At 71.1% G+C, this 24,156-nt stretch carries 25 protein-coding genes; 14 read left to right on the forward strand and 11 right to left on the reverse strand.

Annotated elements, in window-relative coordinates; genetic code table 11:
• From glgX to treZ, 3 genes are all read left to right on the forward strand, one after another.
• Window positions 1-1,521, forward strand: a 1,521-nt coding sequence (glgX, locus tag VF330_RS38825; RefSeq protein ID WP_330856737.1) for a glycogen debranching protein GlgX, incomplete at its 5' end; no start/stop codon positions are given.
• Window positions 1,521-3,614, forward strand: coding sequence for a malto-oligosyltrehalose synthase (treY, locus tag VF330_RS38830; protein ID WP_330856738.1), 2,094 nt, complete (start codon window positions 1,521-1,523; stop codon window positions 3,612-3,614). The genes glgX and treY, both read left to right, overlap by 1 nt.
• Window positions 3,611-5,284: a malto-oligosyltrehalose trehalohydrolase gene (treZ, locus tag VF330_RS38835; RefSeq protein WP_330856739.1), complete on the forward strand. Its 1,674-nt coding sequence runs from the start codon at window positions 3,611-3,613 to the stop codon at window positions 5,282-5,284. The genes treY and treZ overlap by 4 nt, the downstream gene beginning before the upstream one ends.
• Here treZ and VF330_RS38840 read toward each other — a convergent pair.
• Window positions 5,203-5,547, reverse strand: coding sequence for an ANTAR domain-containing protein (locus VF330_RS38840; protein ID WP_330856740.1), 345 nt, complete (start codon window positions 5,545-5,547; stop codon window positions 5,203-5,205). The genes treZ and VF330_RS38840 overlap by 82 nt on opposite strands.
• Window positions 5,548-5,765: 218 nt before the next feature.
• On the opposite strand from VF330_RS38840, the gene VF330_RS38845 reads away from it, so the two are divergent.
• The 4 genes from VF330_RS38845 to VF330_RS38860 all read left to right on the forward strand — a co-directional run bounded on the left by VF330_RS38845 (window position 5,766) and on the right by VF330_RS38860 (window position 7,713).
• On the forward strand, window positions 5,766-5,945 hold the full coding sequence (locus VF330_RS38845; RefSeq protein ID WP_330856741.1) for a CsbD family protein: 180 nt from the start codon (window positions 5,766-5,768) through the stop codon (window positions 5,943-5,945).
• Complete coding sequence (locus VF330_RS38850) at window positions 5,923-6,549, forward strand: UdgX family uracil-DNA binding protein (protein WP_330856742.1); 627 nt, start codon at window positions 5,923-5,925, stop codon at window positions 6,547-6,549. Before VF330_RS38845 ends, VF330_RS38850 begins: the two co-directional genes overlap by 23 nt.
• Window positions 6,550-6,826: 277 nt before the next feature.
• Complete coding sequence (locus tag VF330_RS38855; RefSeq protein ID WP_330856743.1) at window positions 6,827-7,084, forward strand: helix-turn-helix transcriptional regulator; 258 nt, start codon at window positions 6,827-6,829, stop codon at window positions 7,082-7,084.
• 101 nt (window positions 7,085-7,185) lie between these two features.
• The gene (locus tag VF330_RS38860) at window positions 7,186-7,713 is read left to right on the forward strand and encodes a hypothetical protein (RefSeq protein ID WP_330856744.1); all 528 of its coding nucleotides are present in this window, start codon (window positions 7,186-7,188) and stop codon (window positions 7,711-7,713) included.
• Here the strand turns inward: VF330_RS38860 and VF330_RS38865 are convergent.
• Window positions 7,694-9,010, reverse strand: coding sequence for an amino acid permease (locus VF330_RS38865; RefSeq protein WP_330856745.1), 1,317 nt, complete (start codon window positions 9,008-9,010; stop codon window positions 7,694-7,696). The two genes, VF330_RS38860 and VF330_RS38865, sit on opposite strands and share 20 nt — an antisense overlap.
• A 116-nt stretch (window positions 9,011-9,126) precedes the next feature.
• Here VF330_RS38865 and VF330_RS38870 point away from each other — a divergent pair, with 116 nt between their 5' ends.
• Entirely contained in the window at window positions 9,127-9,612 is a 486-nt protein-coding gene (locus tag VF330_RS38870) for a hypothetical protein (protein ID WP_330856746.1), read from the forward strand.
• Here VF330_RS38870 and VF330_RS38875 read toward each other — a convergent pair.
• The 3 genes from VF330_RS38875 to gabT all read right to left on the reverse strand — a co-directional run bounded on the left by VF330_RS38875 (window position 9,587) and on the right by gabT (window position 13,030).
• Window positions 9,587-10,138: a CAP family protein gene (locus VF330_RS38875; RefSeq protein ID WP_330856747.1), complete on the reverse strand. Its 552-nt coding sequence runs from the start codon at window positions 10,136-10,138 to the stop codon at window positions 9,587-9,589. The genes VF330_RS38870 and VF330_RS38875 overlap by 26 nt on opposite strands.
• Before the next feature lie 283 nt (window positions 10,139-10,421).
• Window positions 10,422-11,834 (reverse strand): aldehyde dehydrogenase family protein, encoded by a 1,413-nt coding sequence (locus tag VF330_RS38880; RefSeq protein WP_414675544.1) that lies wholly within the window; start codon window positions 11,832-11,834, stop codon window positions 10,422-10,424.
• The gene (gene gabT / locus VF330_RS38885; protein ID WP_330856748.1) at window positions 11,729-13,030 is read right to left on the reverse strand and encodes a 4-aminobutyrate--2-oxoglutarate transaminase; all 1,302 of its coding nucleotides are present in this window, start codon (window positions 13,028-13,030) and stop codon (window positions 11,729-11,731) included. Before gabT ends, VF330_RS38880 begins: the two co-directional genes overlap by 106 nt.
• An 81-nt stretch (window positions 13,031-13,111) precedes the next feature.
• On the opposite strand from gabT, the gene VF330_RS38890 reads away from it, so the two are divergent.
• On the forward strand, window positions 13,112-14,371 hold the full coding sequence (locus tag VF330_RS38890) for a PucR family transcriptional regulator (RefSeq protein ID WP_330856749.1): 1,260 nt from the start codon (window positions 13,112-13,114) through the stop codon (window positions 14,369-14,371).
• On the opposite strand, the gene VF330_RS38895 is transcribed toward VF330_RS38890, so the two are convergent.
• Entirely contained in the window at window positions 14,345-15,151 is an 807-nt protein-coding gene (locus tag VF330_RS38895) for an intradiol ring-cleavage dioxygenase (RefSeq protein ID WP_330856750.1), read from the reverse strand. The genes VF330_RS38890 and VF330_RS38895 overlap by 27 nt on opposite strands.
• 397 nt (window positions 15,152-15,548) lie before the next feature.
• Window positions 15,549-15,857 (reverse strand): helix-turn-helix transcriptional regulator, encoded by a 309-nt coding sequence (locus VF330_RS38900; protein WP_330856751.1) that lies wholly within the window; start codon window positions 15,855-15,857, stop codon window positions 15,549-15,551.
• Between the two features lie 255 nt (window positions 15,858-16,112).
• Between VF330_RS38900 and VF330_RS38905 the strand changes: the two genes are divergently transcribed.
• The 4 genes from VF330_RS38905 (at window position 16,113) to VF330_RS38920 (ending at window position 19,792) form a co-directional block, all read left to right on the forward strand.
• Window positions 16,113-16,505: a nuclear transport factor 2 family protein gene (locus VF330_RS38905; protein WP_330856752.1), complete on the forward strand. Its 393-nt coding sequence runs from the start codon at window positions 16,113-16,115 to the stop codon at window positions 16,503-16,505.
• Window positions 16,502-17,119 carry a ScbR family autoregulator-binding transcription factor gene (locus VF330_RS38910; protein ID WP_330856753.1) on the forward strand — a complete coding sequence of 206 codons (618 nt, stop codon included), beginning with the start codon at window positions 16,502-16,504 and terminating at the stop codon, window positions 17,117-17,119. Before VF330_RS38905 ends, VF330_RS38910 begins: the two co-directional genes overlap by 4 nt.
• A 98-nt stretch (window positions 17,120-17,217) precedes the next feature.
• The gene (locus VF330_RS38915; protein ID WP_330856754.1) at window positions 17,218-18,453 is read left to right on the forward strand and encodes an ATP-grasp domain-containing protein; all 1,236 of its coding nucleotides are present in this window, start codon (window positions 17,218-17,220) and stop codon (window positions 18,451-18,453) included.
• A gap of 70 nt (window positions 18,454-18,523) precedes the next feature.
• A complete protein-coding gene (locus VF330_RS38920) occupies window positions 18,524-19,792 on the forward strand; it encodes a serine/threonine-protein kinase (RefSeq protein ID WP_330856755.1) in 1,269 nt (422 codons plus the stop codon).
• Here the strand turns inward: VF330_RS38920 and VF330_RS38925 are convergent.
• The 3 genes from VF330_RS38925 to VF330_RS38935 form a co-directional block, all read right to left on the reverse strand.
• On the reverse strand, window positions 19,789-20,454 hold the full coding sequence (locus VF330_RS38925; RefSeq protein WP_330856756.1) for an HAD family hydrolase: 666 nt from the start codon (window positions 20,452-20,454) through the stop codon (window positions 19,789-19,791). The genes VF330_RS38920 and VF330_RS38925 overlap by 4 nt on opposite strands.
• Before the next feature lie 22 nt (window positions 20,455-20,476).
• Window positions 20,477-21,766 carry a wax ester/triacylglycerol synthase domain-containing protein gene (locus tag VF330_RS38930; protein WP_330856757.1) on the reverse strand — a complete coding sequence of 430 codons (1,290 nt, stop codon included), beginning with the start codon at window positions 21,764-21,766 and terminating at the stop codon, window positions 20,477-20,479.
• A 61-nt stretch (window positions 21,767-21,827) separates the two neighbouring features.
• Window positions 21,828-22,724 carry an anti-sigma factor RsbA family regulatory protein gene (locus VF330_RS38935; RefSeq protein ID WP_330856758.1) on the reverse strand — a complete coding sequence of 299 codons (897 nt, stop codon included), beginning with the start codon at window positions 22,722-22,724 and terminating at the stop codon, window positions 21,828-21,830.
• 183 nt (window positions 22,725-22,907) lie between these two features.
• On the opposite strand from VF330_RS38935, the gene VF330_RS38940 reads away from it, so the two are divergent.
• The gene (locus VF330_RS38940) at window positions 22,908-23,690 is read left to right on the forward strand and encodes an alpha/beta fold hydrolase (RefSeq protein WP_330856759.1); all 783 of its coding nucleotides are present in this window, start codon (window positions 22,908-22,910) and stop codon (window positions 23,688-23,690) included.
• An 11-nt stretch (window positions 23,691-23,701) separates the two neighbouring features.
• Here VF330_RS38940 and VF330_RS38945 read toward each other — a convergent pair.
• Window positions 23,702-24,156, reverse strand: a 455-nt coding sequence (locus VF330_RS38945; RefSeq protein WP_330856760.1) for an MOSC domain-containing protein, incomplete at its 5' end; no start/stop codon positions are given.

Raw genomic sequence — 24,156 nt, forward strand, 5'->3', positions numbered from 1 at the left:
ATGCCGGTCCACCAGTTCGTGCAGGACAGCACGCTGCTGGACAAGGGGCTGCGCAACTACTGGGGCTACAACACCCTGGGCTTCTTCGCCCCGCACGCGTCGTACGCCGCCGCGCTCGGCGAGCCGGGGCGGTACGGCCAGCAGGTGCAGGAGTTCAAGGCGATGGTCAAGGCGATGCACGCCGCCGGCATCGAGGTGATCCTCGACGTGGTCTACAACCACACTGCCGAGGGCAACCACCTCGGCCCGACGCTGAGCTTCAAGGGACTCGACAACCCGGCGTACTACCGCCTCGTCGACGACGACGCCCGGTACTACATGGACTACACCGGCACCGGGAACTCCCTCAACGTCCGGCACCCGCACTCGCTGCAGCTGATCATGGACTCGCTGCGCTACTGGGTGACCGAGATGCACGTCGACGGCTTCCGCTTCGACCTCGCCGCGGCCCTGGCCCGCGAGTTCTACGACGTGGACAGGCTGGCGACGTTCTTCGAGGTCGTGCAGCAGGACCCGGTGGTCTCGCAGGTGAAGCTGATCGCCGAGCCGTGGGACGTCGGTCCCGGTGGCTACCAGGTCGGCAACTTCCCTCCGCTGTGGACGGAGTGGAACGGCAAGTACCGCGACACCGTCCGCGACTTCTGGCGCGGCGAGCCGGCGACGATGGGCGAGTTCGCGTCCCGCATCACCGGCTCGTCCGACCTCTACCAGGACGACGGCCGCCGCCCGTACGCGTCGATCAACTTCGTGACGGCGCACGACGGCTTCACGCTCAACGACGTCGTGTCGTACAACGAGAAGCACAACGAGGCCAACGGCGAGGACAGCCGCGACGGCGAGAGCCACAACCGCTCGTGGAACTGCGGCGAGGAAGGCCCGACCGACAACGAGGAAGTGCTGACGCTGCGGGCGCGGCAGCGGCGCAACCTGATGGCGACGATGCTGCTGTCGCAGGGCGTGCCGATGATCCTGCACGGCGACGAGTTCGGCCGCACGCAGAACGGCAACAACAACGCCTACTGCCAGGACAACGAGGTCTCCTGGGTCGACTGGTCGCTGGTGGAGACCAACTCCGAGCTGGTCGAGTTCACCGCCGCGGTCACGGCGTTCCGCAAGGCGCACCCGGTGTTCCGGCGCAAGCGCTTCTTCGCGGGCAGGCCGATCCGCAAGGGCGAGGAGCTGCGCGACATCGCGTGGTTCACCCCGGCCGGCGAGGAGATGACCGAGCAGAACTGGGAGGACGACTTCGGCAAGTGCATTGTCATCTTCCTCAACGGTGAGGGCATCCCGGACCTCGACGCGCGCGGCATGCGGGTGGTCGACGACTCGTTCCTGATGGCCTTCAACGCCCACTTCGAGGACATCGAGGTGACGCTGCCCGACGCCGAGTACGGTCCGGAGTGGACGGTCGTGGTCGACACGACGACCGGCCAGGTCGGTGACTCGGAGAAGCCGCTCCAGGCGGGGGAGACCCTCAACCTCACCGCGCGGTCGCTCGTCGTGCTGCGCAGGGTGGGCTGATGGGCGCGCCGTCCTCGACCTACCGCGTCCAGTTCACCCCGTCGTTCACCTTCGCCGACGCCACCGGCGTCGCCGACTACCTGGCTCGCCTGGGTGTCGGCGCGCTCTACGGCTCGCCGATGCTCGACGCGCGGGAGGGCTCGACGCACGGCTACGACGTCGTCGACCCGACCCGCGCCCGGCCGGAGCTCGGCGGCGACGCCGGGCGGGTGGCGTTGCAGGAACGCCTGGCGGAGCTGGGCCTCGGCCTGGTCGTCGACATCGTGCCCAACCACATGGTCGTGCCGAACCCGTGGTGGGAGGACGTCCTGGAGAACGGGCAGTCCTCGAAGTACGCCCGGTACTTCGACATCGACTGGTCGTCGGGCAAGGTGCTGCTGCCCGTCCTCGGCGAGGACGCCGAGGACGAGGTGCACGAGCACTACCTCAAGGCGAACTGGCGGCGCGGCAACACCGAGCTGAACTACCGCCGGTTCTTCGACATCACCGAGCTCGCGGCGATCCGCGTCGAGGACCCCGAGGTCTTCGAGGCGACCCACCGCGAGGTGCTGTCGTGGGGGGTGCAGGGCCTGCGCATCGACCACCCGGACGGGCTCGCCGACCCCGGCGGCTACTTCCGGCAGCTGCGCGAGCACTTCGACGGCTGGCTCGTCGTGGAGAAGATCCTCGGGCCGGACGAGGCGCTGCCGCAGAGCTGGCCGGTCGACGGCACGACGGGCTACGACGCGTTGCGCGAGATCTGCGGCGTGTTCATCGCGCCGACGGACGCCTTCGCCGGCGACTTCCACTCCGTCGAGCACTCGTCGCGGCAGCAGGTGGCCGACTCGATCCTGGTCGCCGAGGTGCGCCGGATCGCCGGGCTGGTCAAGGACGTGCCGTTCGAGGACGCCTGCCGCGCTGTCGCCGAGGTGATGGTCAACTTCCCGGTGTACCGCTCGTACCTCCCCGAGGGCGCGGCGCACTGGGAGACGGCGGTGAAGCTGAGCAAGTCGTCCGCTGTGCGCGCGCTGGACGAGCAGGTCCGTGCGGATCCGCACGGCGAGCTGGCCACGCGGATCCAGCAGACGTCCGGCATGGTCGTCGCGAAGGGCACCGAGGACACCGCGTTCTACCGGTACACGAACTTCGTGGCGCTCAACGAGGTCGGCGGCTCGCCGGACAGGTTCGGCCTGTCGCCGGACGAGTTCCACCAGCGCGCCGCGACGCGCGAGTCCGGTGAACCGCGGGCCATGACGGCGTTGTCGACGCACGACACCAAGCGGTCGGAGGACGTGCGGGCCCGGCTCGCCGTCCTCGCGGAGATCCCGGACGAGTACCTGGCGTTCGAGTCCGCGATGAGCGCGAAGCACGGCCTGTCCGAGCCGACGCTCAACCGGCTCGCCTGGCAGTCGGTCGTGGGCGCGTGGCCGCTCACCGAGGAGCGGCTCGGCCAGTACCTGGAGAAGGCGTCGCGGGAAGCCAAGATCAAGACCTCCTGGGTGGACCGGAACGCCGAGTTCGACGCCGAGGTCGCCGCGTGGCCGGCCAAGGTGCTGAACGAGCCCGAGGTCGCCACGTTCGCCGAGCGGGTCAAGGTGCCCGGCTGGTCGAACTCGCTGGGGCAGAAGCTGGTCCAGCTCACCGCGCCGGGCGTGCCGGACGTCTACCAGGGCACCGAGCTCTGGGACTTCTCGCTCGTCGACCCGGACAACCGCCGTGCCGTCGACTACGACGTCCGGCGCGAGCTGCTGGCGCGCATCGAGTCGGGCTGGCTGCCCGACGTCGACGACTCGGGCGCGGCGAAGCTCCTGGTGGTGCACAAGGCGTTGCAGGTCCGCAAGCGCGGCCTGCGCGGCTACCGCGCCCTGCGCGCCGAGGGCTCCGCCGCTGACCACGTGCTCGCGTTCGAACGCGAGGGCGTGATCACCGTGGCGACCCGGCTGCCCGTCGCGCTGGCGCAGAAGGGCTGGCAGGACACGGTTCTGCCGCTGCCCGGCTCGAACCGGCGGGGTGCGGAGTGGACGGACGTGCTGACCGGCCGTCCCGCCGCGCAGGACCTCGCGTCGTTGCTCGACCGCTACCCGGTCGCACTGCTCGTCCGGGAGGACAGGTGAGCTTCTCCGTGTGGGCACCGGCTCTGGAGTCGGTACAGGTCCGGGTCGACGGCGTCGACCACGACATGAAGCGCGACGGCGACTGGTGGCGCTCCGACGCCGAGGGGACGGACTACGCGTTCGTCCTCGACGGCCAGGCGTACCCCGACCCGCGGTCGCTGTGGCAGCCCAACGGCGTGCACGAGGCCTCCCGGGTCTACCGGCACGACTTCGAGTGGACCGACAGCGCCTGGACGGGCCGGGCGCTGCCGGGCGGCGTGATCTACGAGCTGCACATCGGCACGTTCACGCCGGAGGGCACGTTCGACGCCGCCGTCGGCAGGCTCGACCACCTCGTCGACCTCGGCGTCACGTTCGTCGAGGTCATGCCGGTGAACAGCTTCGACGGCGTCGAGGGCTGGGGGTACGACGGCGTCCTGTGGGGCGCCGTGCACGAGCCCTACGGCGGCCCGGACGGCTTCAAGCGGTTCGTCGACGCCTGCCACGCCCGCGGGCTCGCCGTGCTGCTCGACGTGGTCTACAACCACCTCGGGCCCTCCGGCGCGTACCTGGACAAGTTCGGGCCGTACTTCGCCGGTCGCAACGACTGGGGACCCGGCCTGAACCTTGACGGTGCCGGCTCCGACGAGGTGCGCCGGTACGTGGTCGACAACGCGCTGCAGTGGCTGCGGGACTTCCACGTCGACGGGCTGCGGCTCGACGCCGTGCACGCGCTGTCCGACCACAGCGCGGTGCACGTCCTCGAACAGATGTCCGTCGAGGTCGACGCGCTCTCGGCGGCCGTGGGGCGCCCGCTCACCCTGATCGCCGAGTCCGACCTCAACGACGCCCGGCTCGTGACGGCGCGCGAGGGCGGTGGTCTCGGGCTGCACGCGCAGTGGTCCGACGACCTGCACCACGCCCTGCACGTCGCGCTGACCGGCGAGACCTTCGGCTACTACGAGGACTTCGCGGCGCCGGGAGCGGTGAAGGACACGCTGGAGAAGGTGTTCTTCCACGGCGGCACGTGGTCGTCGTTCCGGGGCAGGCACCACGGCAAGCCCGTGGACACCGCGCTGATCCCGGGGTACCGGTTCCTGGCGTACACGCAGAACCACGACCAGATCGGCAACCGCGCCGCCGGCGACCGGCTGACCGCGTCGGTGTCGACGGGGAAGTTGTTGTGCGGGGCGGCGATCGTGCTGTGCTCGCCCTACACGCCCATGATCTTCATGGGGGAGGAGTGGGCGGCCTCGACGCCGTGGCAGTTCTTCGCGTCGTTCCCGGACCCGGGACTCGCCGAGGCGGTGCGCACGGGCCGGCGGAGGGAGTTCTCGCGGCACGGATGGGGCGAGTCCGACGTTCCGGACCCGATGTCGCCCCAGACGGTCGAGAACTCGCGGCTGAGGTGGGACGAGGCCGGTGAAGGCGACCACGCGCTCGTGCTGGACACCTACCGCGCCTTGATCGGGTTGCGGCGCTCCCGCCCGGAGCTGGCCGACCCGAGGTTGGACAGGTTCGTGGTGGAGCAGGACGGGGCGTGCTTCGTGCTGCACCGCGGTGCTACCCGCGTGGTGGTCAACCTCGGCACGACGCCCGTCCCGCTGCCTCAGGGCGAGGTGCTGTTGACCTCCTCGGCGAACCCGTCGTCGCTCTCACCGGAGTCGTTCGCGGTCGTCGCGTCGACGTGATCCCACAGCATCTGGTCGGCCAGATTCACCGGCCGGCCCAGGTGCGCGTGCACGAACGCCGCCACCAGCCGGTCGGCGGCGACGTGCAGCTTGATGTTGTGGTGCTGGGAGATGTGGACCAGCAGCTGGAACGCCTGCTGGGGTGTGCAGGGTTTGCGTGCGGCGATCAGGCCTGAGGCCTGCCCGATGACGGTCCGGGACACGAGAGCTTTGCGCAGCCCCGCTACCTCGGCCTCGAGGGCGGTGATTCTCGCGGACGACACCGCCTGCTCCTTTCACGTCGTCATGGTCACAGCGGCATGCCGGTGCGACGACGACTGCTCTGGAGCGCATTGCGAAGGGCGGGCACACCCAGAGCAAGCCGTCACATCGGCTTGCGGCTGGGTTCTCAACCGCGAGTGATCACCTTATCAACTGTTTCGGACGGTGCTCGCCGGGTAACCAGTCCTCGTAGCTGACCGCTAGTGGAGGAGCCTGGTCCATGGGTGCCGACGAGAAGTTCGCGAACAAGGCAGAAGAGCTCAAGGGCCGCGCCAAGGAAGCTGTCGGTGACGCCACGGACAACCAGCAGTGGCAGGCCGAGGGCCGCGCCGAGCGCGCCAAGGGTGCCTTGAAGCAGGCGGGCGAGAAGGTCAAGGATGCCTTCCGCTCGGACAAGTAAGACCACTTCCGCCGCCCAGTTCGTCCCTTCGGGGGAGGACTGGGCGGCGTTGCGTTCCGCGGCTTCCGGCTGCCGCGGCTGCGAGCTGTACGAGGACGCGACGCAGACCGTGTTCGGCGAGGGACCGGTTCCGGCCCGCCTGATGATGGTCGGCGAGTGCCCCGGTGACCGCGAGGACACCGACGGCCACGTGTTCGTCGGACCGGCCGGGCGGTTGCTGGACAAGGCGTTGGCGGCGGCGGGCGTCGACCGCTCGAAGACCTACCTGACCAACGCGGTGAAGCACTTCCGGTTCGTGGAACGCGGCAAGCGCAGGATCCACCAGACGCCCCGGCGCGGCGAGGTGGTGGCATGCTTCCCGTGGCTGCGGGAGGAGATCCGCGTCGTGAAGCCCCGGCTGGTGGTCTGCCTGGGGGCGGTGGCGGCGAAGGCGCTGCTGGGGCCGTCGTTCAAGCTGACCGAGCACCGCGGCGAGGTGCTGGAGCACGAGGGCCTGCGGATCGGGGTGACGGTGCACCCCTCGGCCGTGGTGCGGGCCGAGAACTTCACCGAGTCGTTCGACGCTTTCGTGGCCGATTTGAAGGCACTGGCGAAGAAGCGCTGAGAATCCCCTGGAACGGGACAACCCCCGGACGACTCCTGCTCTCGCAGGCCGAGCGGGACCAGCGCTCGAAGTCCGGGGGTCGGGTGGCTGCCTTGGTTTACGACTAGGCGTCACCAAAGGCGGTCCTAGCGGACAGCCACCTCACGAGTCCTGTAGCTATACAACTTGGGACCACCTCCTCTCTTGTGTACTGCGAACCTATGCCTCGACCGCCCGGCCGTGCAACGGACTTTTCTCACGCCGTCCGGCATGAGGTTTTCGCGTAGAATCCGCGGGCATGGTGCGCATCCCACTGACGTCGCTGGAACGGGAGCGCGGCAGGCGGCTCGGTCAGCTGCTCCGGGACGCCCGCGGCGAGGAGAGCATGGTCGAGATCGCGGCCCGCGCCGGGTTGTCCGCGGAGACCGTGCGCAAGATCGAGACGGGACGTGCGCCGACGCCCTCGTTCTTCACCATCGCCGCTCTCGCGGGAGCGCTCGGCATCTCGCTCGACTCGATCACCGAGCTGCTGGAGCCGCAGAGCCGCAGCGCGTAGTCACTCCACCGGTGGGTTTACCGCGCTGACCTTTGACTTCGACCCCGCGCGATGTTCGTGTGGTGCCACGGGATCCGCACCTCACGAACGCAGGGGAGACGATGAAGTCCAGTGCAGCCGTGCTCGCCGCGTTACTCGCTCTCACGTTCACCGGAGCGCCCGCGGTGTCCGCGGCGCCGGTCGCACAGGTCAGCAGGACCGAGCTGCTGCAGCGCGCCGAGACCTGGCTGACCGCGCACAACGGCGGCCAGGTGCCGTACAGCATGGAGTCGTACTGGACGGACGGCTACCGCCAGGACTGCTCGGGGTTCGTGTCGATGGCCGCGAAGCTGCCGAACGCGAACCCCAGGGGCGGACCGAACACCGTGGCCCTCGCGTCGGGCGCGTACACCGAGCCGGTGGCGATCGCCGACCTGCGGCCCGGCGACCTGTTCATCGACCCGGTCGACGAGCCCGGTGACGACTTCCGGCACGTCGTGGTCTTCGAGCGCTGGACGAAGGACGACCGGTCGGAGTACCTGGCCTACGAGCAGCGCGGCGGCCACGGCACGGACCACCGCCCGCTCACCTACGGCCTGGAGCCGGGCAGCAGGTACCAGCCGCACCGGCTCAGGAACGTGACCGGCTGAGCGCCCGCGCCCGGACCAGCCCGACCACGGCGAACGCCCCGACGAACACGCCGGTGGACAGGATCTGCCCGCGGGCCTGGTCGTCGAACAGCATCAGCAGCACGACGGCGGCGATCGCCGCCAGCGCGACCCAGGACAGGTACGGGAAGCCCCACATCGGGACCGCGGGGTCGGGCGTGGCGCGGCGCAGGCGGATCTGCGAGACCGCCACGAACGCCCAGACGATCAGCAGCGCCGAGCCGACGGCGTTGAGCAGCACCAGGAACACGGTGTCCGGCCACAAGTAGTTGAGCAGCACGGAGAAGAACCCGAACGCGGTGGAGGCCAGCACGGCGTTGCGCGGCACGCCGTTGCTCCTGGTGCGCAACGCCCCCGGCGCCTCGCCGCGGTCGGCGAGCGAGCCGAGCATGCGGGCAGCGCCGTAGAGGGTGGCGTTGACGGCGCTCAGCAGCGCCACGAAGATCACGACGTTCATGACCTGCCCGGCCGCCGGGACGCCGATGCGGTTCAGCACCGCCACGTACGGGCTGGCGCCGACCTGGGAGTCGTTCCACGGCAACAGGGTCACGACCACGGCGAGCGACCCCAGGTAGAAGACGAGCAGCCGCGTCATGGCCGTGCGGACGGCCTTCCGGATGGCGCGCGCCGGGTCCTCGGCGTCGGCGGCGGCGATCGTGACGACCTCCAGGCCGCCGAACGCGAACACCGTCACCATGAACCCGGCGACGACACCGCCCCAGCCGTTCGGCAGGAAGTCGCGCAGGTTGGCGAGGCCGGGAGAGGCGACGCCGGGCAGCACGCCGACGATGGCCGCGACGCCGAGCGCGAGGAACAGCACGATCGCGGCGACCTTGAGGCCCGCGAACCAGAACTCGAACTCGCCGAAGTGGCGGACGTCCGCGAGATTGACCGCGGTGAGCACCGACATGAACAGCAGCACCCACGCCCACTGCGGCACCGCCGGCAGCCATCCGGAGGCGATCTTGGCGGCGCCGGTGGCCTCGACGGCGAGCACCACGCCGACCGCCGACCAGTAGACCCACCCGACCGTGAAACCGGCCCACGGGCCGATCGCCTTCTCGGCGTGCACGGAGAAGGCGCCGCCGCTGGGGTGGTCCGCGGCCATCTCGCCGAGCATGCGCATCACGAGCAGGGCCAGGGCGCCGGCCAGGGTGAAGGACAGCAGCACCGCCGGTCCCGCGAGCGCGATACCCGCGCCGGTGCCGACGAAGAGCCCTGCTCCGATCACGCCACCCAGCGCGATCATGGTGACGTGCCGTTCCCGCAGGTGAGTCACGCTCTCCAGCCCCGTTCGAGTCCGCCGATGGCGGGCCGATAGTGGATTCATGGCGGGGGAGAGTCAAATCGTGTGATCGGAGTTACACCGCACCGGAACAAGTAGGGGTGAGGACGATGAACTCGCCTGAAGGAGTGCTGCCGGCCGGAGTCCTGCCGCGGCTCGACACGTTCTCCACGGCGCTGGAGCGCTGCTCGGACTGGGGATGGCTCGTGCTGCGGTCGGAGAACCGGCTGCTGCTGACCACCGACCACCAGGTGTCCGCCGTGGAGATGGCGGCGGGGATCGGCGGGGAGGTGCGCAACTACCTCAACGTCCGGATGCTCGGCGGTCCGGTGGTGGTGCTGCCGGGCTCTCCCGGGCGGTGGCTCCTGCTCACCGAGTCGGCCGACGAGGCCTCGCAGGTGAACCTGATCCGGTTGCGCGCCCGCGGGGCGTTGACGCACCGGCTCGGGACGCTGGTGCCGTTGCCGCCGTCGCGGATCGACGGGGGCGGGGTCCGGTGGCTCGACGAGGTGCCGGCGCACAAGCCGTTCCTGCCGCCGTTCTCCGCGGTGGTGGCGGCGCTGAGGGCGGTCACGGAGACGTCCGGGCTGCGGTGACGGGCGGCAGGACGTTGGCGACGAACCGGTCCAGGGTGTTGCCGCGCTCGGCGAAGTTCACGACGACGTAAGTGCCGTTCTCACCCTGCGTCAGCCCGATGCCCACCCGATCGGACGACTTCCACACCATCGCGGTGAAGTGCATGACGCCGAGATCGACGTGGGACGCCGTCATCTCTTGCGCGTAGTCGTAACGACGCGATTCGGCATACCAGTTCTCGATCGCGTCGGACGCCACCTCGTCGATCGTCCGCCGGTGACCGCCCGTCCAGAAAAGATTTTCGCCGTACGGGTTGTCCGGCCGGTGTTCGAAAGCGTCTTTCCCGTGGAGGTGGTCCGCCCATTCCTGGGCGGTGCGGGTCACCTCGGAATCGAGGAAGAGGGGCGCCACACCGTGTTCCGCGCGATGGGCGTTGATCAGCTCGACGGTTCTCGTCACCGCGTCGACGGGAGGAGCGGCACCGGGTTCGTCGGCGAAAGCCCAGCTCATGGGCGTTGTCAGCAGCAAGATGATGACGGCGAGCACAGTGCGCACAGCTGTCGTCCTCCGACTCCGGCGGGTCACCCGCGACTACCCCGATTGCGGCGGAAATTCACTCCACAGGACGCCCTCGAGCATCTAGCTTTGTGAGGTCGGACACCAACGAAAGGAGCATGGCATGGACGGGTACGACATTCTCGCCGACGAGGACGGGCACGTTCGCGGTTACGACTAGGAACCGCTCACCGGCCGCGCGGGGGAGTCATCCCGAAGAGACTCCCCCGCGGCTCGGGCAAGTTCTTTTCCCACGACGAGGAATGCGCCGCCCTCACAGCTCCAGCCCGGTCAGCACGAGCACGCGCGGTTCGGTGAGGTCCTCCATGGCCGCGCGCAGGCCCTCGCGGCCGGTGCCGGACTCCTTCACACCGCCGTAGGGCATCTGGTCCGCGCGGAAGCTCGGCACGTCGCCGACGATCACGCCGCCGACCTGGAGTCGTTGCGCCGCGCGGAACGCGAGCCGCACGTCGGTGGTGAACAGCCCGGCCTGCAGGCCGTACCGGGAGGCGTTGACGCGGTCGAACGCCTCCTCGACGCTCTCGACCCTGGCCAGGGTTACTACCGGGCCGAACACCTCCTCGGCGTTGACCTTCGCGTCCTCGGGCACGTCGGTCAGCACGGTGGGCGCGTACGTGCGGCCGTCCCGCGTGCCGCCGGTCAGCACCTTCGCGCCGGCCTCCCGCACCCACGCCTCGACGCGGTCGGCGGCGGCGTCGTTGATCAGCGGGCCGACGTCGCCCGCCACGTCGAGCTGGTTCACGTGCCGCACGACGGCTTCCGAGATCGCGTCGTAGGCGTCGGCGTGGACGAAGACGCGCTGCACCGAGATGCACGACTGGCCGGCCTGGTACATCGCGAACGTGGCGATGCGCTGCGCGGCGAACTCGACGTCCTGCCAGTCGGGGGCGACGATCGCGGCCGCGTTGCCGCCGAGCTCGAGCGTGACGTGCTTGCGCGGCACGCGTTCCTTGATGCCCCAGCCGACCGGGCCGGAGCCGGTGAACGACACGACCGGCAGGCGCGGGTCCTCCACGAGCTTCGCGGTGTCCTCGTTGGACAGGTGCAGCACCGACCACGCGCCGTCGGGCAGGTCGGTCTCCGCGAGCAGCTCGCCCAGCAGGAACGCGACCTTCGGGGTCGAGGGCGCGGGCTTGAGGACGATCGGCGCGCCGACCGCGAGCGCGGGAGCCACCTTGTGCGCCACCAGGTTCAGCGGGAAGTTGAACGGCGCGATGCCGAGCACCGGCCCGCGCGGCACCCGGCGCACCAGGGCGAGCCTGCCCTCGGCGGACGGGTCGGTGTCGAGGCGCTGCAGCTCGCCGGAGAACCGGCGGGCCTCCTCGGCGGCCCAGCGGAACGTCGAGATCGCGCGGGTCACCTCGACGCGCGCCCACCTGAGCGGCTTGCCCGAGTCGTCGTTGATCGCCTGGGCGAACTCCTCGGCGCGTTCGGCCAGCCGCCGGGACACGTGGTCCAGTGCGGCGGCACGGCGGTGGGCCGGCAGCGCGGCGAGCTCGGGGGCGACGGCGGCGGCCTGGGCGACCGCGGTCTCGACCTCGTCGGCGGTGTGGAAAGCGATCATGCGAGCAGGGCTCCTTCGAGGACGTCGAGACCTTCGGTGAGCAGGTCGTCCGGGATGACCAGCGGGGGCAGCAGGCGGATCACGTTGCCGTAGGTGCCGCACGTCAGCACGACGACACCCTGTTCGTGGCACGCCTTCGCCACGCGTGCGGCGACATCGGGCGTGCGTTCGGTGAACTCGATCGCGAGCATCGCGCCGCGGCCGCGGACGTCGGCGATGAGGTCGGTCTTCTCCGCGACCGCCTTGAGGCGGCCGAGCACGGTCGCCTCGATGCGGCGGGCGGCGGCGTTCAGGTCGCGCTCGCGCATCGTGCGGATGGCGCCCAGAGCCGCCGCGCACGCGACGGGGTTGCCGCCGTAGGTGCCACCGAGCCCGCCGACGTGCACGGCGTCCATGATCTCGGCGCGGCCGGTGACGGCGGCCAGCGGCAGCCCGCCCGCGACGCCCTTGGCGGTGGTGACGAGGTCCGGCACCACGCCCTCGTGGTCGGAGGCGAACCACGCCCCGGTGCGGCAGAAGCCCGTCTGGATCTCGTCGGCGACGAACAGGACGCCGCGCTCCCGGCACCACCGCGCGACCGCGGGCAGGAAGCCCTCGGCGGGGACGATGAACCCGCCCTCGCCCTGGACCGGCTCGATGACGACGGCGGCGGTGTTGCCGGCGCCGACCTGCTTCTCGATCGCGGAGATGGTCCTGGCGGCCGCCTCGGCACCGGCGAGGCCGTCGTGCAGCGGGTAGGACGTGGGCACCCGGTACACCTCGGGCGCGAACGGGCCGAACCGGTGCTTGTACGGCATGTTCTTGGCGGTCAACGCCATCGTGAGGTTCGTGCGGCCGTGGTAGCCGTGGTCGACCACCACGACGGCCTGCCGGCCCGTGACGTGCCGGGCGATCTTGACCGCGTTCTCGACGGCCTCGGCGCCCGAGTTGAACAGCACCGACCGCTTCTCGTGGCCGCCGGGGGTGAGGGCGTTCAGCTCCTCGCAGACCTCGAGGTAGCTCTCGTACGGCGTGACCGTGAAGCAGGTGTGGCTGAACCTGTCGATCTGGGCGTGCACCGCCTCGGCCACGGCGGGCGCGGGGTTGCCCACGCCGGTGACCGCGATGCCGGAACCGAGGTCGATGAGCCGGTTGCCGTCGACGTCGACGAGCAGGCCGTCGTCGGCGGACTCGACGTAGACGGGCAGCGTCGAGCCGACTCCGGCGGCGACGGCGTCCTCGCGCCGCGCCTGGAGCGCGAGCGACCGGGGGCCGGGGATCGCGGTGACCAGCCGGTTCCGGGGCAGCAGTCGGGTCATGTCCTGAGCATGGTCCTGGTCAGCCCGGGGCGCAGTGTCTGAAATGGCCATCTGAAGGGCTGAGCATGTACAACCTGGCACATGCCCATCACGGTGCACGACCTCGCCCGCTCATTGGGGCTGCCGGTGCTGGCGGGGGACGTGTCGCGGCCGGTCGGGTGGGTGCACGGCACGGAGCTCGCGGACCCCACGCCGTTCCTGGAGGGCGGTGAGCTGCTGCTGACGACCGGACTGGCCGAGGTCGGAGGTGAGTACGTCGCCCGGCTCGTGCGCGCCGGGGTCGTCGGGCTCGGGTTCGGCACCGGGCTGGGCCACGACGTGGTGCCGCCCGCACTGGTGGAGGCCGCCGCCGACGCCGGGCTGGGGCTGGTCGAGGTGCCGCGCGAGGTGCCGTTCATCGCGATCAGCAAGGCGGTGTCGAAGGCGCTCGCCGCGGACGAGTACGCCGCCCTGGTCCGCACCGGCGAGGCCCAGCGCGCGCTCACCAGGGCCGCGGTCAGGACGGGCGTCGGGGGCGTGGTGCGCGGGCTCGGCCAGTGGATCGACGGGTGGGCGGTGCTCTTCGACGGCGCCGGCCGGCCCGCGCACGTCCACAACGCGCGGCTCGTGCCGGACCTGTCGGCCGAGCTCGCCCGCCTGACGGGAGCGGGCGGGCCGGCCAGCGCCGCGTTCGAGCTCGACGGCGTCCAGGTGTTCCTCCAGGTGCTCGGCAGCAGGGCCAGAGGAGTCCTCGCGGTCGGCGCGGCGGGTCCCGAACCGGGCATCGTCAACACCGCGGCGTCGTTGCTGACCCTCGCGCTCGCGCGGAACGACGCGGTCGACGCCGCCCACCGCGAGCTGCGGTCGGGCCAGTTCCGCCTGCTGCTGGCCGGGCTCCCGGTCGACGGCCTGCCCGCGCGGTTCCGGGTGTTCCTCGTCGACGAGCCGCCCGGTGACGTGTTCTGGGCCGAGCACGACGGCGATGTCGTCGTGCTGGCGACGGAGTCCACCGGGTTCGCGTCGTCCGAAGTGGACGCTTCGGAGGTCGCCCGCGGGTACCGGGAGGCACGGCAGGCGCGGCAGGCGGGCCTGCGCCGGTTCGAGGACCTCGCGGGAAGCCTGGAGGTGCCCGCCGGGTTCGCCGCCGCGGTGCTGCGGCCGCTCGACGCCGAAACCCGTGCGACGCTCCGGGTCTGGCTCGCCCACCACGGCGCGTGGGACCCGGCGGCGGCCGAGCTGGGCGTGCACCGGCACACGGTGCGCAACCGCGTGCGCAGGGCCGAGCAGGCGCTGGGCCGGCCGCTGGACTCGCCCGGCGTGCGGGCCGAGCTGTGGCTAGCCCTCCACCGCGAAGGTCAGTGAGGCCGTGTAGCCGGAGGCGGCGTCACCGGACATCGTCGCCATCTGGTGGTCGACGCCGTCGCGGAACACCATGTCCTGCTTGAGGGACGAGCGCGCCATGTTCTGCACGCTCTGCGTGTACCCGGTCGTGCCGTAGACCTCCTTGCACGTGGTCTCCGGCAACGCGAGCTGCGAGGTCGTGATCTTGTTGCCGGCCTTCGTGGCCTCGGTGAGGCTCGGGTAGACCTCGAAGTGGATGTGCGGCCAGCGTCCCGAGTACGCGCCGGGGAACACGCTGACGAACTTCAGCTTCCCGGACGAGTCGGCCTCCTGGACGCCGCGCAGGAAGTTCTCGTTCTTCACGCGGTCCGAGTACATCGAGTAGTCGCCGTTGATGTCGCAGTGCCACAGGTAGACCGCGGCGCCCCGGTACGGCGAGCCGTCCTCCTTGCGCACGGTCAGGTCGACGGTGAGCTGGACGCCTTCGGCCGTGCGGGTCGAGGAGCCGAAGCTGGACCGGATGTCCGACCGCACGATGCCGCTCTGCGTGAGGGCGTTCGGGCCGTTGGAGCCGTCGCCGGGGTAGGGGCCGGCGGTCTCCTCGGGGATCGCGTCGAGCGGCTGGCCCTCCGCGGCGGAGGAACCGGTCGTCGTGGTGGTGCCGGAGGTCGCGGTGGTCGTCGTCGACGGAGCACAGGCCACGAGGGTGAGGCCGGCGCCGCCGAGCAGTGACAGCGCCCGCCTGCGCCCGATCAGCGTGGCGAGGTCGAACTGGAGGCCGCGGTCGTGGTTGTCCGTCATGGGGACAACAGTGGGGCCGTTTCCTGTGAGCCGCCTGTGCGGGAGCTGTCACGCGGATAGCAAGCGCCTGCGCGGAAAACTCGCCGGTGCCGGAGGTCTTTGCGCGCGGGGGGAGGCGATTCATTTCGTGCGGGAGACGAATGCGTCGAGGAGCGCCGGTGGAGTTGTGATCGAGATCTCGTTCTCGTCGGCGCGAAGTATTCACCCGGAAGTCGGGCCGCGTTGGTGTCGTGTCGCGTTTGCGGGGGATTCGCGAGGAGTCGCGGGCGCGGAAGTGGACAATGGATTCATTTGGCGGCGATGGGTTGTTCTTTTCGTGGAGGACGGCACTCGCGAGGGGTTTGTCGAGTGCCGCCCTCCCGCGGGCGGGCAGGCCCTGCCTCCTGCCCGCGCACCGCTAGCGGCAACCGGTCTCCGCTTTCGACCTGCGGCACTGCCGTTCGACCACGGCGGCCCTGTCCACCTCGGCGTGCGGCACGTGGAGGGCCGCGCTGATCCAGGCACGCCAATAGGGGCCTGGAATGCGTTTTCCGCGTTCCCACCTCGACACCTCTTCGCGGGTGACGCTGTCGTTCTGGGAGATCTCGCACAGGAGGTCCGCGAGGTCGCGCTGCGTGAGGCCGTGCTTGCGCCGGGCCAGGGGGATCAAGGCCGTGATCGGCGGGACGTCCTCGTGCTCGCGGGCTTGCGGGGCTGCCTTGAGCACGGTTCTGCTCCGTTTCGGTGAGAGGGCGGGTGTGCGGTCCAGACTGCCGCAAAGACGCGCTGCCCGTGCCGTGCATTGCGGTGATACCGGCGGTCGTTGAAAGTTCAGGCACCGCGCGAATCACTTGATCGGGTGTTCGGTGGAACAGAGCTGGTCCGATGGGGTGTGCGCAGTCGGTTTTCGCGCGGCTGATCTAAGGTGACCGCGCCGGTTCGTTGTGCCGCAGCAATGGCCGGGATGAGAAGGTGGGAAAAAATGCTTTCGACGGTCGAAGTGGTGCAGGTGTTCCTGGCGCGGCTCGCGGCCCAGGACGCGCCCGGCATCGCACGGCTGTGCGCGCCGGACGTGGAGTGGGAGGCGCCCGACCCGAACGGCAGCCGGTGGTCCGTGGGCCCGCGCAGCCGCCGTGAGGTCGAGTCGTGGTTCCTGACGCTGTTCGCCGCGTTCGAGCTGGACCGGCTCTCCGCTCGCCAGGTGGTCGTCGACGGGGGCGACGCGGCGCTGATCGGCTCGGCGCGCTGGCGCGTCCGCGCCACCGGCGACCCCGTGGAGGCCCGCTTCGCGTCCGTGCTCTCGGTGCACCGGGGCGAGATCGAGCAGTACTGGCACCTGCCGGACACGCTGGCCGTGGCGCGGACGGCGGCATGACCGCCGGCCGGGGGAGAGCGGCGCACACGCGGGCGAGACTGCTGCGCGCCGCCGTCGAGGTGTTCGACCGCGACGGCTTCGCCGGGTCCAGCCTCACCGCCGTGTGCGCGCGGGCCGACGTGTCGAAAGGCGCGCTGTACTGCCACTTCCGCTCCAAGGAGGCGCTCGGTGTCGCGATCGTCGAGGAGCAGTCGCTGCTGTGGCACCGGTTGCGCGACGAGCGGCTCGCCGTCGACGAGTCACCGGTGCAGGCGCTGATCTCGATGTCGTTCGAGTTCGTGGACCGGCTCGACACCGACCTGACCGTGCGGGTCAGCGCGAAGCTGTTGCGGGAGGCGGTGTTCTTCGACGTCGTCGCGGCCGCGCAGGTGATCGGCTGGGTGTCGGTGGTGCGCGAGCTGCTGACGCTGGCCCGCGACCGAGGGGAGCTGCGGCCGGAGGTCAACGTGCGGCACGCGGCCGAGCAGGTCGTCGCGGAGCTGCTCGGGCTCCAGTTCGTGGCCCAGGCGCTGACCGGGGGCACGGACCTGCGCACCCGGCTCGCCCGGATGTGGCGCGCCACCTCCGGCGGGCTCGTGACGGCGTCCGTCCTGGCCGGGCTGCGCTTCGAGTGACGGTCGTCTCGACCCAATCGAGACAGGAATGGCTGGTCACGCCCGCGCTGTTGTCCTCTCTCATCCGGCGGGGGTCGTGAACCATCAGGAGGACAGCGGTGTCCGGTCGCAGCATCGTCGTGGTGGATCCGTACTCGGCGGGCAAGGGCATCGCGCCCGCGTTCGCGGCCCGCGGCGTCGGAGCGGTGGCGGTGCTGACGACCTCGACGCCGCCCAGCTGGCTCAGCAGGGTGTGGGACCCCGACGACTTCCACGAGATGTACACCATCGGCGACCTCGACGACCTTGCCGCGAAGCTCGCCGCGCACGACCCGGTCGCCGTCGTCGCGGGCAGCGGGACCGGCGTCGAGGCCGCCGAGGCGTTGTCCGAGCTGGTCGTGCCGGGACGGTCGAACGTCCTCGCGCTGTCGTCCGCGCGGCGCGACCGGTGGCAGCGGGCCGTGGCGCTGCGCACCGCGGAAGTACCGCACCTGCGCCAGATCAGCTCGGAGTCACCCGACGAGGTGGCGGCGTGGCTGCGGCGCGAGGGCCTGGATGGCACGCCGATCGTGCTGCAGCCGCAGGACAGCGGCGACACCGACGACGTGTTCGTGGCGATGCCCGGCGACGACTGGCGCACCAGCTTCAACCGGGTCCGCGCGGTGAACAACACCTGCTTCCGCAACGACCGGGTGCTCGTCCGGGAGCTCGCGGTCGGCACCGAGTACGAGGTCGACACCTACTCGGTCGACGGCGGGCACGGTCTGGTGGCGGTGTGGCGCTGCGCCAAGGAGGGTGTCGACGACGGGCTGGGCATCTTCCGGTCCAACACGCTCGTCTCGCCCTCCGAACCCGTGGTCGACGTGCTGTTCGACTACGTGGCGTCGGTGCTCGACGCGACCGGTGTGCGCAACGGCCCCGCGCACGCCGAGGTCGTGCTCACCCCGGACGGCCCGCGGCTGGTCGAGATCGGCACCCGGCTCGCCGGGGCCGAGCAGCAGGAGCTGACGTTGCTCGGCACGGGGGAGAACCAGATCACGCGGATGGTGCGCCACCACGCCGACGGGGTGCGCGAGGCCGGGCGGTACGCGCGGCGCCAGCACGTGCGGTCGGTGTACCTCTCGTCGCCCGCCGCCGGCGAGCTCGCGAACTCCGTCCGCTTTGACGAGCTTGCCTCACTTTTGCCCAGTTACCAGCGGGACGTCCTGCCCTACCGGGAGGGTTCGATCGTGCCGCGCACCGACGACCTGCGCACGTCGCTGGGCCATGTGGTGCTCGCCACCACCGACGCTGAACAGCTGGAACGCGACGAGGCGACCGTGCGGGAGATCGAGGCCGGGCTCATCGTGGTCTGATCTTCACCCCGTACCGGGTGGCACACGTTCCCGCCCACCCGTTAGGTTGCTGCGCGACGAGCGGAGGCCCATGAGCGAACCCTGGGACGGCGACCTGACCGGTGCGGTGATCGACGACCGCTTCGTGATCGGGTCACTCCTCGGGTCCGGTGGCATGGCGGAGGTCTACAGAGCCTACGACCGCGCCACCACGTCCTCGGTCGCCGTCAAGATCTTCTCGGGTCCCGGACTCCCGGACGACGAGCTGCGCCTGCAGCGCGAGGCGACGATGCTCGCGTCGCTCGACTGCCCCGGCATCATCCCGGTCTACGAGTCCGGCACCGTGGGGCGCCGCCCGTACTTCGTGATGCGCGAGATCACCGGCGGCACGCTGCGCCAGCGCATGCGCGAGCCCCTGCCGCCGCGCTTCGTGGCGCGCGTCGGCGGTCAGATCGCCGCCGTCCTGGACCACGTCCACGGCCTGGGCGTGGTGCACCGCGACATCAAGCCGTCGAACATCCTGCTGGACGACACCGAGAAGCAGGCCTACCTGGCCGACTTCGGCCTGGCGCTGGTCGCCGAGGTGACCCGCGTGACCACGTCCGGCATCCTCGTGGGCACCGCCGGGTACCTGTCGCCGGAACAGGTCCGCGGCTCGGACGTGGGCCCGGCCGCCGACGTCTACTCGCTGGGCCTGGTCCTGCTGGAGTGCCTGACGGGCCGGTCCGAGTACCCCGGCGGCGACGCCGAGGCGGCACTGGCCCGCCTGGCCCGCGCGCCGCGCATCCCGGTGGACCTCCCGCTCGCCTGGGTGTCCCTGCTCTCCGCCATGACGGACATGGACGCCGCCCGCCGTCCGACCGCCGCCCAGTGCGCGCGGTCGCTGGACGCCGCCTTCGAGGCCAGCCGGGGCCTGCCGGCGCTGCTGCCGGACGCCCCGGTCTCCACCGCGGACGTGCCGAAGCCCCGCCGCGGCAAGCGGGTCGCGATCACCGCGGCCGCCGCGGTGGCCGTCACGGCGGTGGCGGTGGCCGTGGCGAACTTCGGGGGCGGCGGCAGCGAGGCACCGGCGGCCGACCAGAAGGTGCCGGACCCGCGCACGCGAGTGGTCACCGTGACGCAGTCGGCGGTGACGGTGACGCAGACGCCGGGGGCCTCGGGCACCCCGGACACGTCCTCGGCGGCCGGGGCGCCGCAGCCGGGCGGCGCGGTCGTTCCCACGGGCTCGGTGACGCAGGTGACCGTCTCGACGACGGACCAGACCGCCGAGCCGCCGGAGGAGACGACCAAGGCCAGCAAGGAGAAGAAGAACAAGAAGTCGTCGGAGACGCCGACGCCGTCGGCCGATCCGCAGCGTTAAGCGTTCGGTTCGCCCGCCTCGGCGAACGGCAGGTCGTTCAGCTCCGCCCGCAGCCTGTCCAGGTCGGCGTAGACGGCCGACGCGCCGCGGTCGACCAGCTCCTCCTCGCCGAACCCGCCGCTGAGCAGCCCGATCGACGGCAGCCCCGCCCGTCCGGCCGCCTCGCAGTCCCAGATCGAGTCGCCGATCATGACCGCGCGGGTGGCCTTCGCCTTGTCGAGCGCCACCTGGATCAGGTCGGGCTCCGGCTTGCTGCCGTCGACGTCGTCGGAGGACGTCCACTCGATGTCGCCGGGGTCGAGCAGCTTCAGGTAGTGCTCGACGTGCTTGCGCTTGCCGGAGCTGGCGAGCACGACGGCGAGGCCCAGGTCGGTGGCGGCGCGGATGAGCCGGTGCGCGCCCTCGAAGGGCTGGATCTCGTCCAGCACCTCGTCGAAGTACCGCTCCCAGGCCGTCCGCAGGTCGTCGCCGTGCGACCGCTCGACGGTGTCCCCGGCGACGGCGGCGACCAGTTTGTCGCCTCCCATGCCGATCGACCGGTGCACCTTCCAGCCGGGCACGGTGATGTCGAGACTGCGGAAGGCCCGCAGCCACGCCACCGTGTGGTGGTAGTTGGTGTCGACCAGCGTGCCGTCCACGTCCAGGACCACGGTGTTGCTCATGAGCCTGGGTTTGCCCGCGTCCTCAGCGAGGCAAACCCACCAGCTCACGGGTGTCCTGCAGGGACGCCACCTCGCGCCGCAGCACCCCGTCGAGCCAGTGCGCGTCGGACATCCACGACTGGTTCGTGTTCAGGCAGACGTGCACGGATGACCGGTACACCGACAGCGCGATGCCCACCGCGTGTCCTGGTGCGACAGGAGCGACCGGGTACATCTCGCACAACGCGGCGCCGTCCAGCGAGAGCGGCACGGACGGCAGCGGCACCGACGTGACGAGCGTGTCGAACAGCAAGGGCGCGCAACGGCCCATGACGGGCGCGGCCAGCCGGTGCACGAGCGGCGGCACGCGGTCGGCCAGCAGCGGCAACGCACCCGCGCCCCGGTCGGGACCCGCGGCCTTGGCCGACTCCATCTGGGCGCGGATGTCGCGCAGCCGGTCCACCGGGTCCGCGACGCCGACCGGCAGGGACACCAGGAAACCGGAGATCTGGTTGCCCGAGGCGCCGTCGCCGGAGCGTGAGCGCTGGTTCACCGGGATCAGCGCGCGCACGACGGAGGACGGGCCCGCGCTCCCGTGCGCGGAAAGCCAGTGGCGCAACGCACCCGTCACCAGGGCGAGCAGCACGTCGTTGACCGTGCCGCCGTGCTCGCGCCGGATCCGGTGCACGTCCGCGAGGTCCAGGCGCGACATCACGACGCGGCGCGGCCGGGTGGACGAGGTGAGCACCGGCGAGTTCAACGTCGGCGGGCGGGTGTTCATCAGCACCGACGAGGCGATGTCGATCGTGTCCTTGATCCCGCGCAGGGAGGGGATCATCGGCTTGGCCGCCGGCGGCGGACTGTCCGGAATGGACAGACGCGAGGCGTCGAACAGCCGCAGGCCCAGGCCGACGGCCTTCATGCCGTCGCACAGCGAGTGGTGCAGCTTCGCGACGACGGCGAACCGGCCGCCCGCCAGGCCCGTGACGACGTGCAGCTCCCACGGCGGGCGCGCCAGGTCCAGCGGCTGCGCCATGAGGTGTGAAACCAAGGTGGCGAAACGATCCCTGCCGCGGACGTGGTGCGTGAAGACGTGGTCCTCCGGCGCGAAGCCGGGGTCCTCCACCCAGCGCGCACCGCCCAGCAACGACGTGCGGGCGCGTCGGCGCAGGCTCGGGATCTCCTGGGCGCGTTCGCACAGCACGGCGGCGATGCGGGCCGGGTGGACCGGAGTGGACGGTGCGAAGGTCGCGACCGCGCCGAGGTGCAACGGGTTCGCGTTGCCCTCCATGGCGAGGAAGGCGATGTCGAGGGGGGAGAGGTGGTCTGTCATAGGTGTGCAAGGAAAACAGGTCCGCGTGTCGAGCGCATTGCGATGAGATGGCGGCGACTCCCTACCGCCCCAAGTACACTCGAACGGTGGTACCGCTGTGACTCGTGTGGGTGCGAACCAGGTCACACAGCAGGTTCACCATCACGATCCCGAAGCCGGACAGGCCGGTGAACGAGGGCGGGAAGCCCTCACCGGAGTCGCTCACCTCGCACACCGCGGTACCGCCCTCGCGCCACAGCCGCAACACCCCGTGACCCGACGCGTGCAGGATGCTGTTCGTCGCCAGCTCGTTCACCGCGAGCACGAGGTCCTCGACCTGGTCGCGGCGCAGCCAGTGCGCGAAGGAGGCCACGAGCTTGCGCGTGTGCGCGAGCGTGCCGACGGAGAACGCGTGCTCCTCGACCGCGCCGGGTGGCGGCGGCAGCGGCACGTTGTAGATCCCGGCGAGCACGGACGGCTCGGTGTACCACTCGCTCGCGACGCGCCGCTCGCCGTCGATCACGACCGGGTGCGTGCGCCGCGCGTCCTCCAGCACGTGACCCGGCAACGCCTCCGCGTCGTAGGGGCAGAGGACGACGCCGCGCCTGCCCTCGAACGCCGTGTTGACCAACGCCTCGTGCTGCACGCACGCCGGGTACTCGAGCTCGGTGCGGCCGGGCCACACCGGTTCGCCGACCACCCGGAACGGGCGCTGCGTGCTCGCGCTGAACGCCATCAGCACGCCGGGGATGATCCGGCCGGGGTTGCGGCCCGCCTCGGTCATGTCGATGAAGTGGACCTGGTCCGCCCGGCCGCCCAGCCGTTCCCGCAGCGGGCCGATGCTCGCCTCCGGCACCGCCACTAGCACGGGTTCGTCCCTGTCCACGCCGTCCGCGACGAACCCAGCCGTGCCGGTGAGGAAGGAGTCCTCGTCCCGGTAGAACAGGGCCTCGTGCGTGAACGGAGCAGCGGAGTTCATCGGCTTCCCGGTGCGGTCGGTGGCGCGGGCAAGCCCTCATTCTGCTCTCCGTGACGGGGTTTCGGCGGGGGCCAGGCCGGTGGTTGTCGCGGCGGGTGCTCCGGACGGCGCAGCTCGTCGTGCGGGCCGGAAAGCGCGCGAGCACACTCGCGGGATGCCGGAGTCTCGCGAGGAGGTGACGCCGTGATCGGCCACCACACCCTGACCGGGCCGGAGGACGCGCCGGTGCTGGTGCTCGGCAACGCGCTCGGGACGACCACCGACCTGTGGCGCGACTTCGCGCTGCCGTTCCGGCTGCTGCGCTTCGACCACCGCGGCCACGGCCGCAGCGCTCCCGTCCCGGGACCGTTCGGGATCGAGGACCTCGCCCGCGACGTGGTGGAGCTGCTGGACCACCTGGAACTGCGCCAGGTGTACTACTGCGGCGTGTCACTCGGCGGCATGGTGGGCATGTGGCTCGCCGCGCACACCGACCGGATCTCGCGGCTGGCACTGATGTGCACCACGGCCTGGTACCCCGACAAGGAGCTGTGGGACGAACGGATCGCGGTGCTGCGCGCGCAGGGCGTGGAACCGCTCGCGGACACGATCGTCTCGCGCTGGTTCACCCCGGCCTTCTCCCCGGCCGTCGCCGCCCGCTTCCGCGCCGGGCTGACCGGGGTCGACGTGCCGTCGTACATCGCGTGCTGCGAGGCGATCCGAGACATGGACCTGCGCCCGGACCTCGCGAAGATCGACGTGCCGGCCGTGGTGATCGCCGCGGCGCAGGACCAGGCGACACCGCCGGAGCTCGTCCGGCACGTCGCGGACGAGCTGCCGGACTCGGAGCTCTACGTGGTGGGGGACGCGGCGCACCTCGCGGTCGTCGAGGCGCCGAGGACGATCTCGGTGATCCTCGACAACCACTTCGGCAACCTCGCCGCGGTTCACGAACCGGAAGTGTTGCGGGACAACGAGGTCAACTGAACGTGTTAGGACTAGACCGGTGCCAGTGCCGTGTGCGGCTCGGCCGGCAGCTCCACCGCGATCTCGTCACCCGGCCGCACGACACCGCCGGTGCGCACCACCGACATGACTCCCGCGAGCCGCACCAGGTCGCCGTCCGGCCCGCGGAAGACGACCTCCTTGAGGAGCCCGTGCGAGAACCCGTCGATCTGCGCGCACGGGTTGCGCAGCCCGGTCACCTCGACGACCGCGTCAGGTCCCAGGCGCAGCAGCGTCCCCGTCGGCAGGCCGAGCAGGTCGACACCGCGGGTGGTGACGTTCTCGCCGATCTGGCCCGGCTCGACGGCGTAGCCCTTGTCGCGCAGCTCGTCGAAGAGCTCGGCGTGGATCAGGTGCACCTGGCGCAGGTTCGGCGCCGTCGGGTCCTTCGCGACGCGCGACCGGTGCCTCACCGTGACGCCCTGGTGGACGTCGCCCTCGACCCCCA

It is taken from the genome of Lentzea sp. (assembly GCF_036380075.1).
Taxonomy (GTDB): Bacteria; Actinomycetota; Actinomycetes; order Mycobacteriales; family Pseudonocardiaceae; genus Lentzea.

What these genes read in the sequence shown, in the direction of transcription:
- VF330_RS38860 (WP_330856744.1), top strand. Translation starts at nt 7,186, where the DNA reads ATGAAGTCCAGTGCAGCCGTGCTCGCCGCGTTACTCGCTCTCACGTTC.
- VF330_RS38925 (WP_330856756.1), bottom strand. Translation starts at nt 20,454, where the DNA reads ATGAGCAACACCGTGGTCCTGGACGTGGACGGCACGCTGGTCGACACC.
- VF330_RS38935 (WP_330856758.1), bottom strand. Translation starts at nt 22,724, where the DNA reads ATGAACTCCGCTGCTCCGTTCACGCACGAGGCCCTGTTCTACCGGGAC.
- VF330_RS38890 (WP_330856749.1), top strand. Translation starts at nt 13,112, where the DNA reads ATGCCCATCACGGTGCACGACCTCGCCCGCTCATTGGGGCTGCCGGTG.
- gabT (WP_330856748.1), bottom strand. Translation starts at nt 13,030, where the DNA reads ATGACCCGACTGCTGCCCCGGAACCGGCTGGTCACCGCGATCCCCGGC.
- VF330_RS38845 (WP_330856741.1), top strand. Translation starts at nt 5,766, where the DNA reads ATGGGTGCCGACGAGAAGTTCGCGAACAAGGCAGAAGAGCTCAAGGGC.
- treY (WP_330856738.1), top strand. Translation starts at nt 1,521, where the DNA reads ATGGGCGCGCCGTCCTCGACCTACCGCGTCCAGTTCACCCCGTCGTTC.
- VF330_RS38850 (WP_330856742.1), top strand. Translation starts at nt 5,923, where the DNA reads ATGCCTTCCGCTCGGACAAGTAAGACCACTTCCGCCGCCCAGTTCGTC.
- VF330_RS38910 (WP_330856753.1), top strand. Translation starts at nt 16,502, where the DNA reads ATGACCGCCGGCCGGGGGAGAGCGGCGCACACGCGGGCGAGACTGCTG.
- VF330_RS38855 (WP_330856743.1), top strand. Translation starts at nt 6,827, where the DNA reads ATGGTGCGCATCCCACTGACGTCGCTGGAACGGGAGCGCGGCAGGCGG.
- VF330_RS38930 (WP_330856757.1), bottom strand. Translation starts at nt 21,766, where the DNA reads ATGACAGACCACCTCTCCCCCCTCGACATCGCCTTCCTCGCCATGGAG.
- VF330_RS38905 (WP_330856752.1), top strand. Translation starts at nt 16,113, where the DNA reads ATGCTTTCGACGGTCGAAGTGGTGCAGGTGTTCCTGGCGCGGCTCGCG.
- VF330_RS38920 (WP_330856755.1), top strand. Translation starts at nt 18,524, where the DNA reads ATGAGCGAACCCTGGGACGGCGACCTGACCGGTGCGGTGATCGACGAC.
- VF330_RS38870 (WP_330856746.1), top strand. Translation starts at nt 9,127, where the DNA reads ATGAACTCGCCTGAAGGAGTGCTGCCGGCCGGAGTCCTGCCGCGGCTC.
- VF330_RS38895 (WP_330856750.1), bottom strand. Translation starts at nt 15,151, where the DNA reads ATGACGGACAACCACGACCGCGGCCTCCAGTTCGACCTCGCCACGCTG.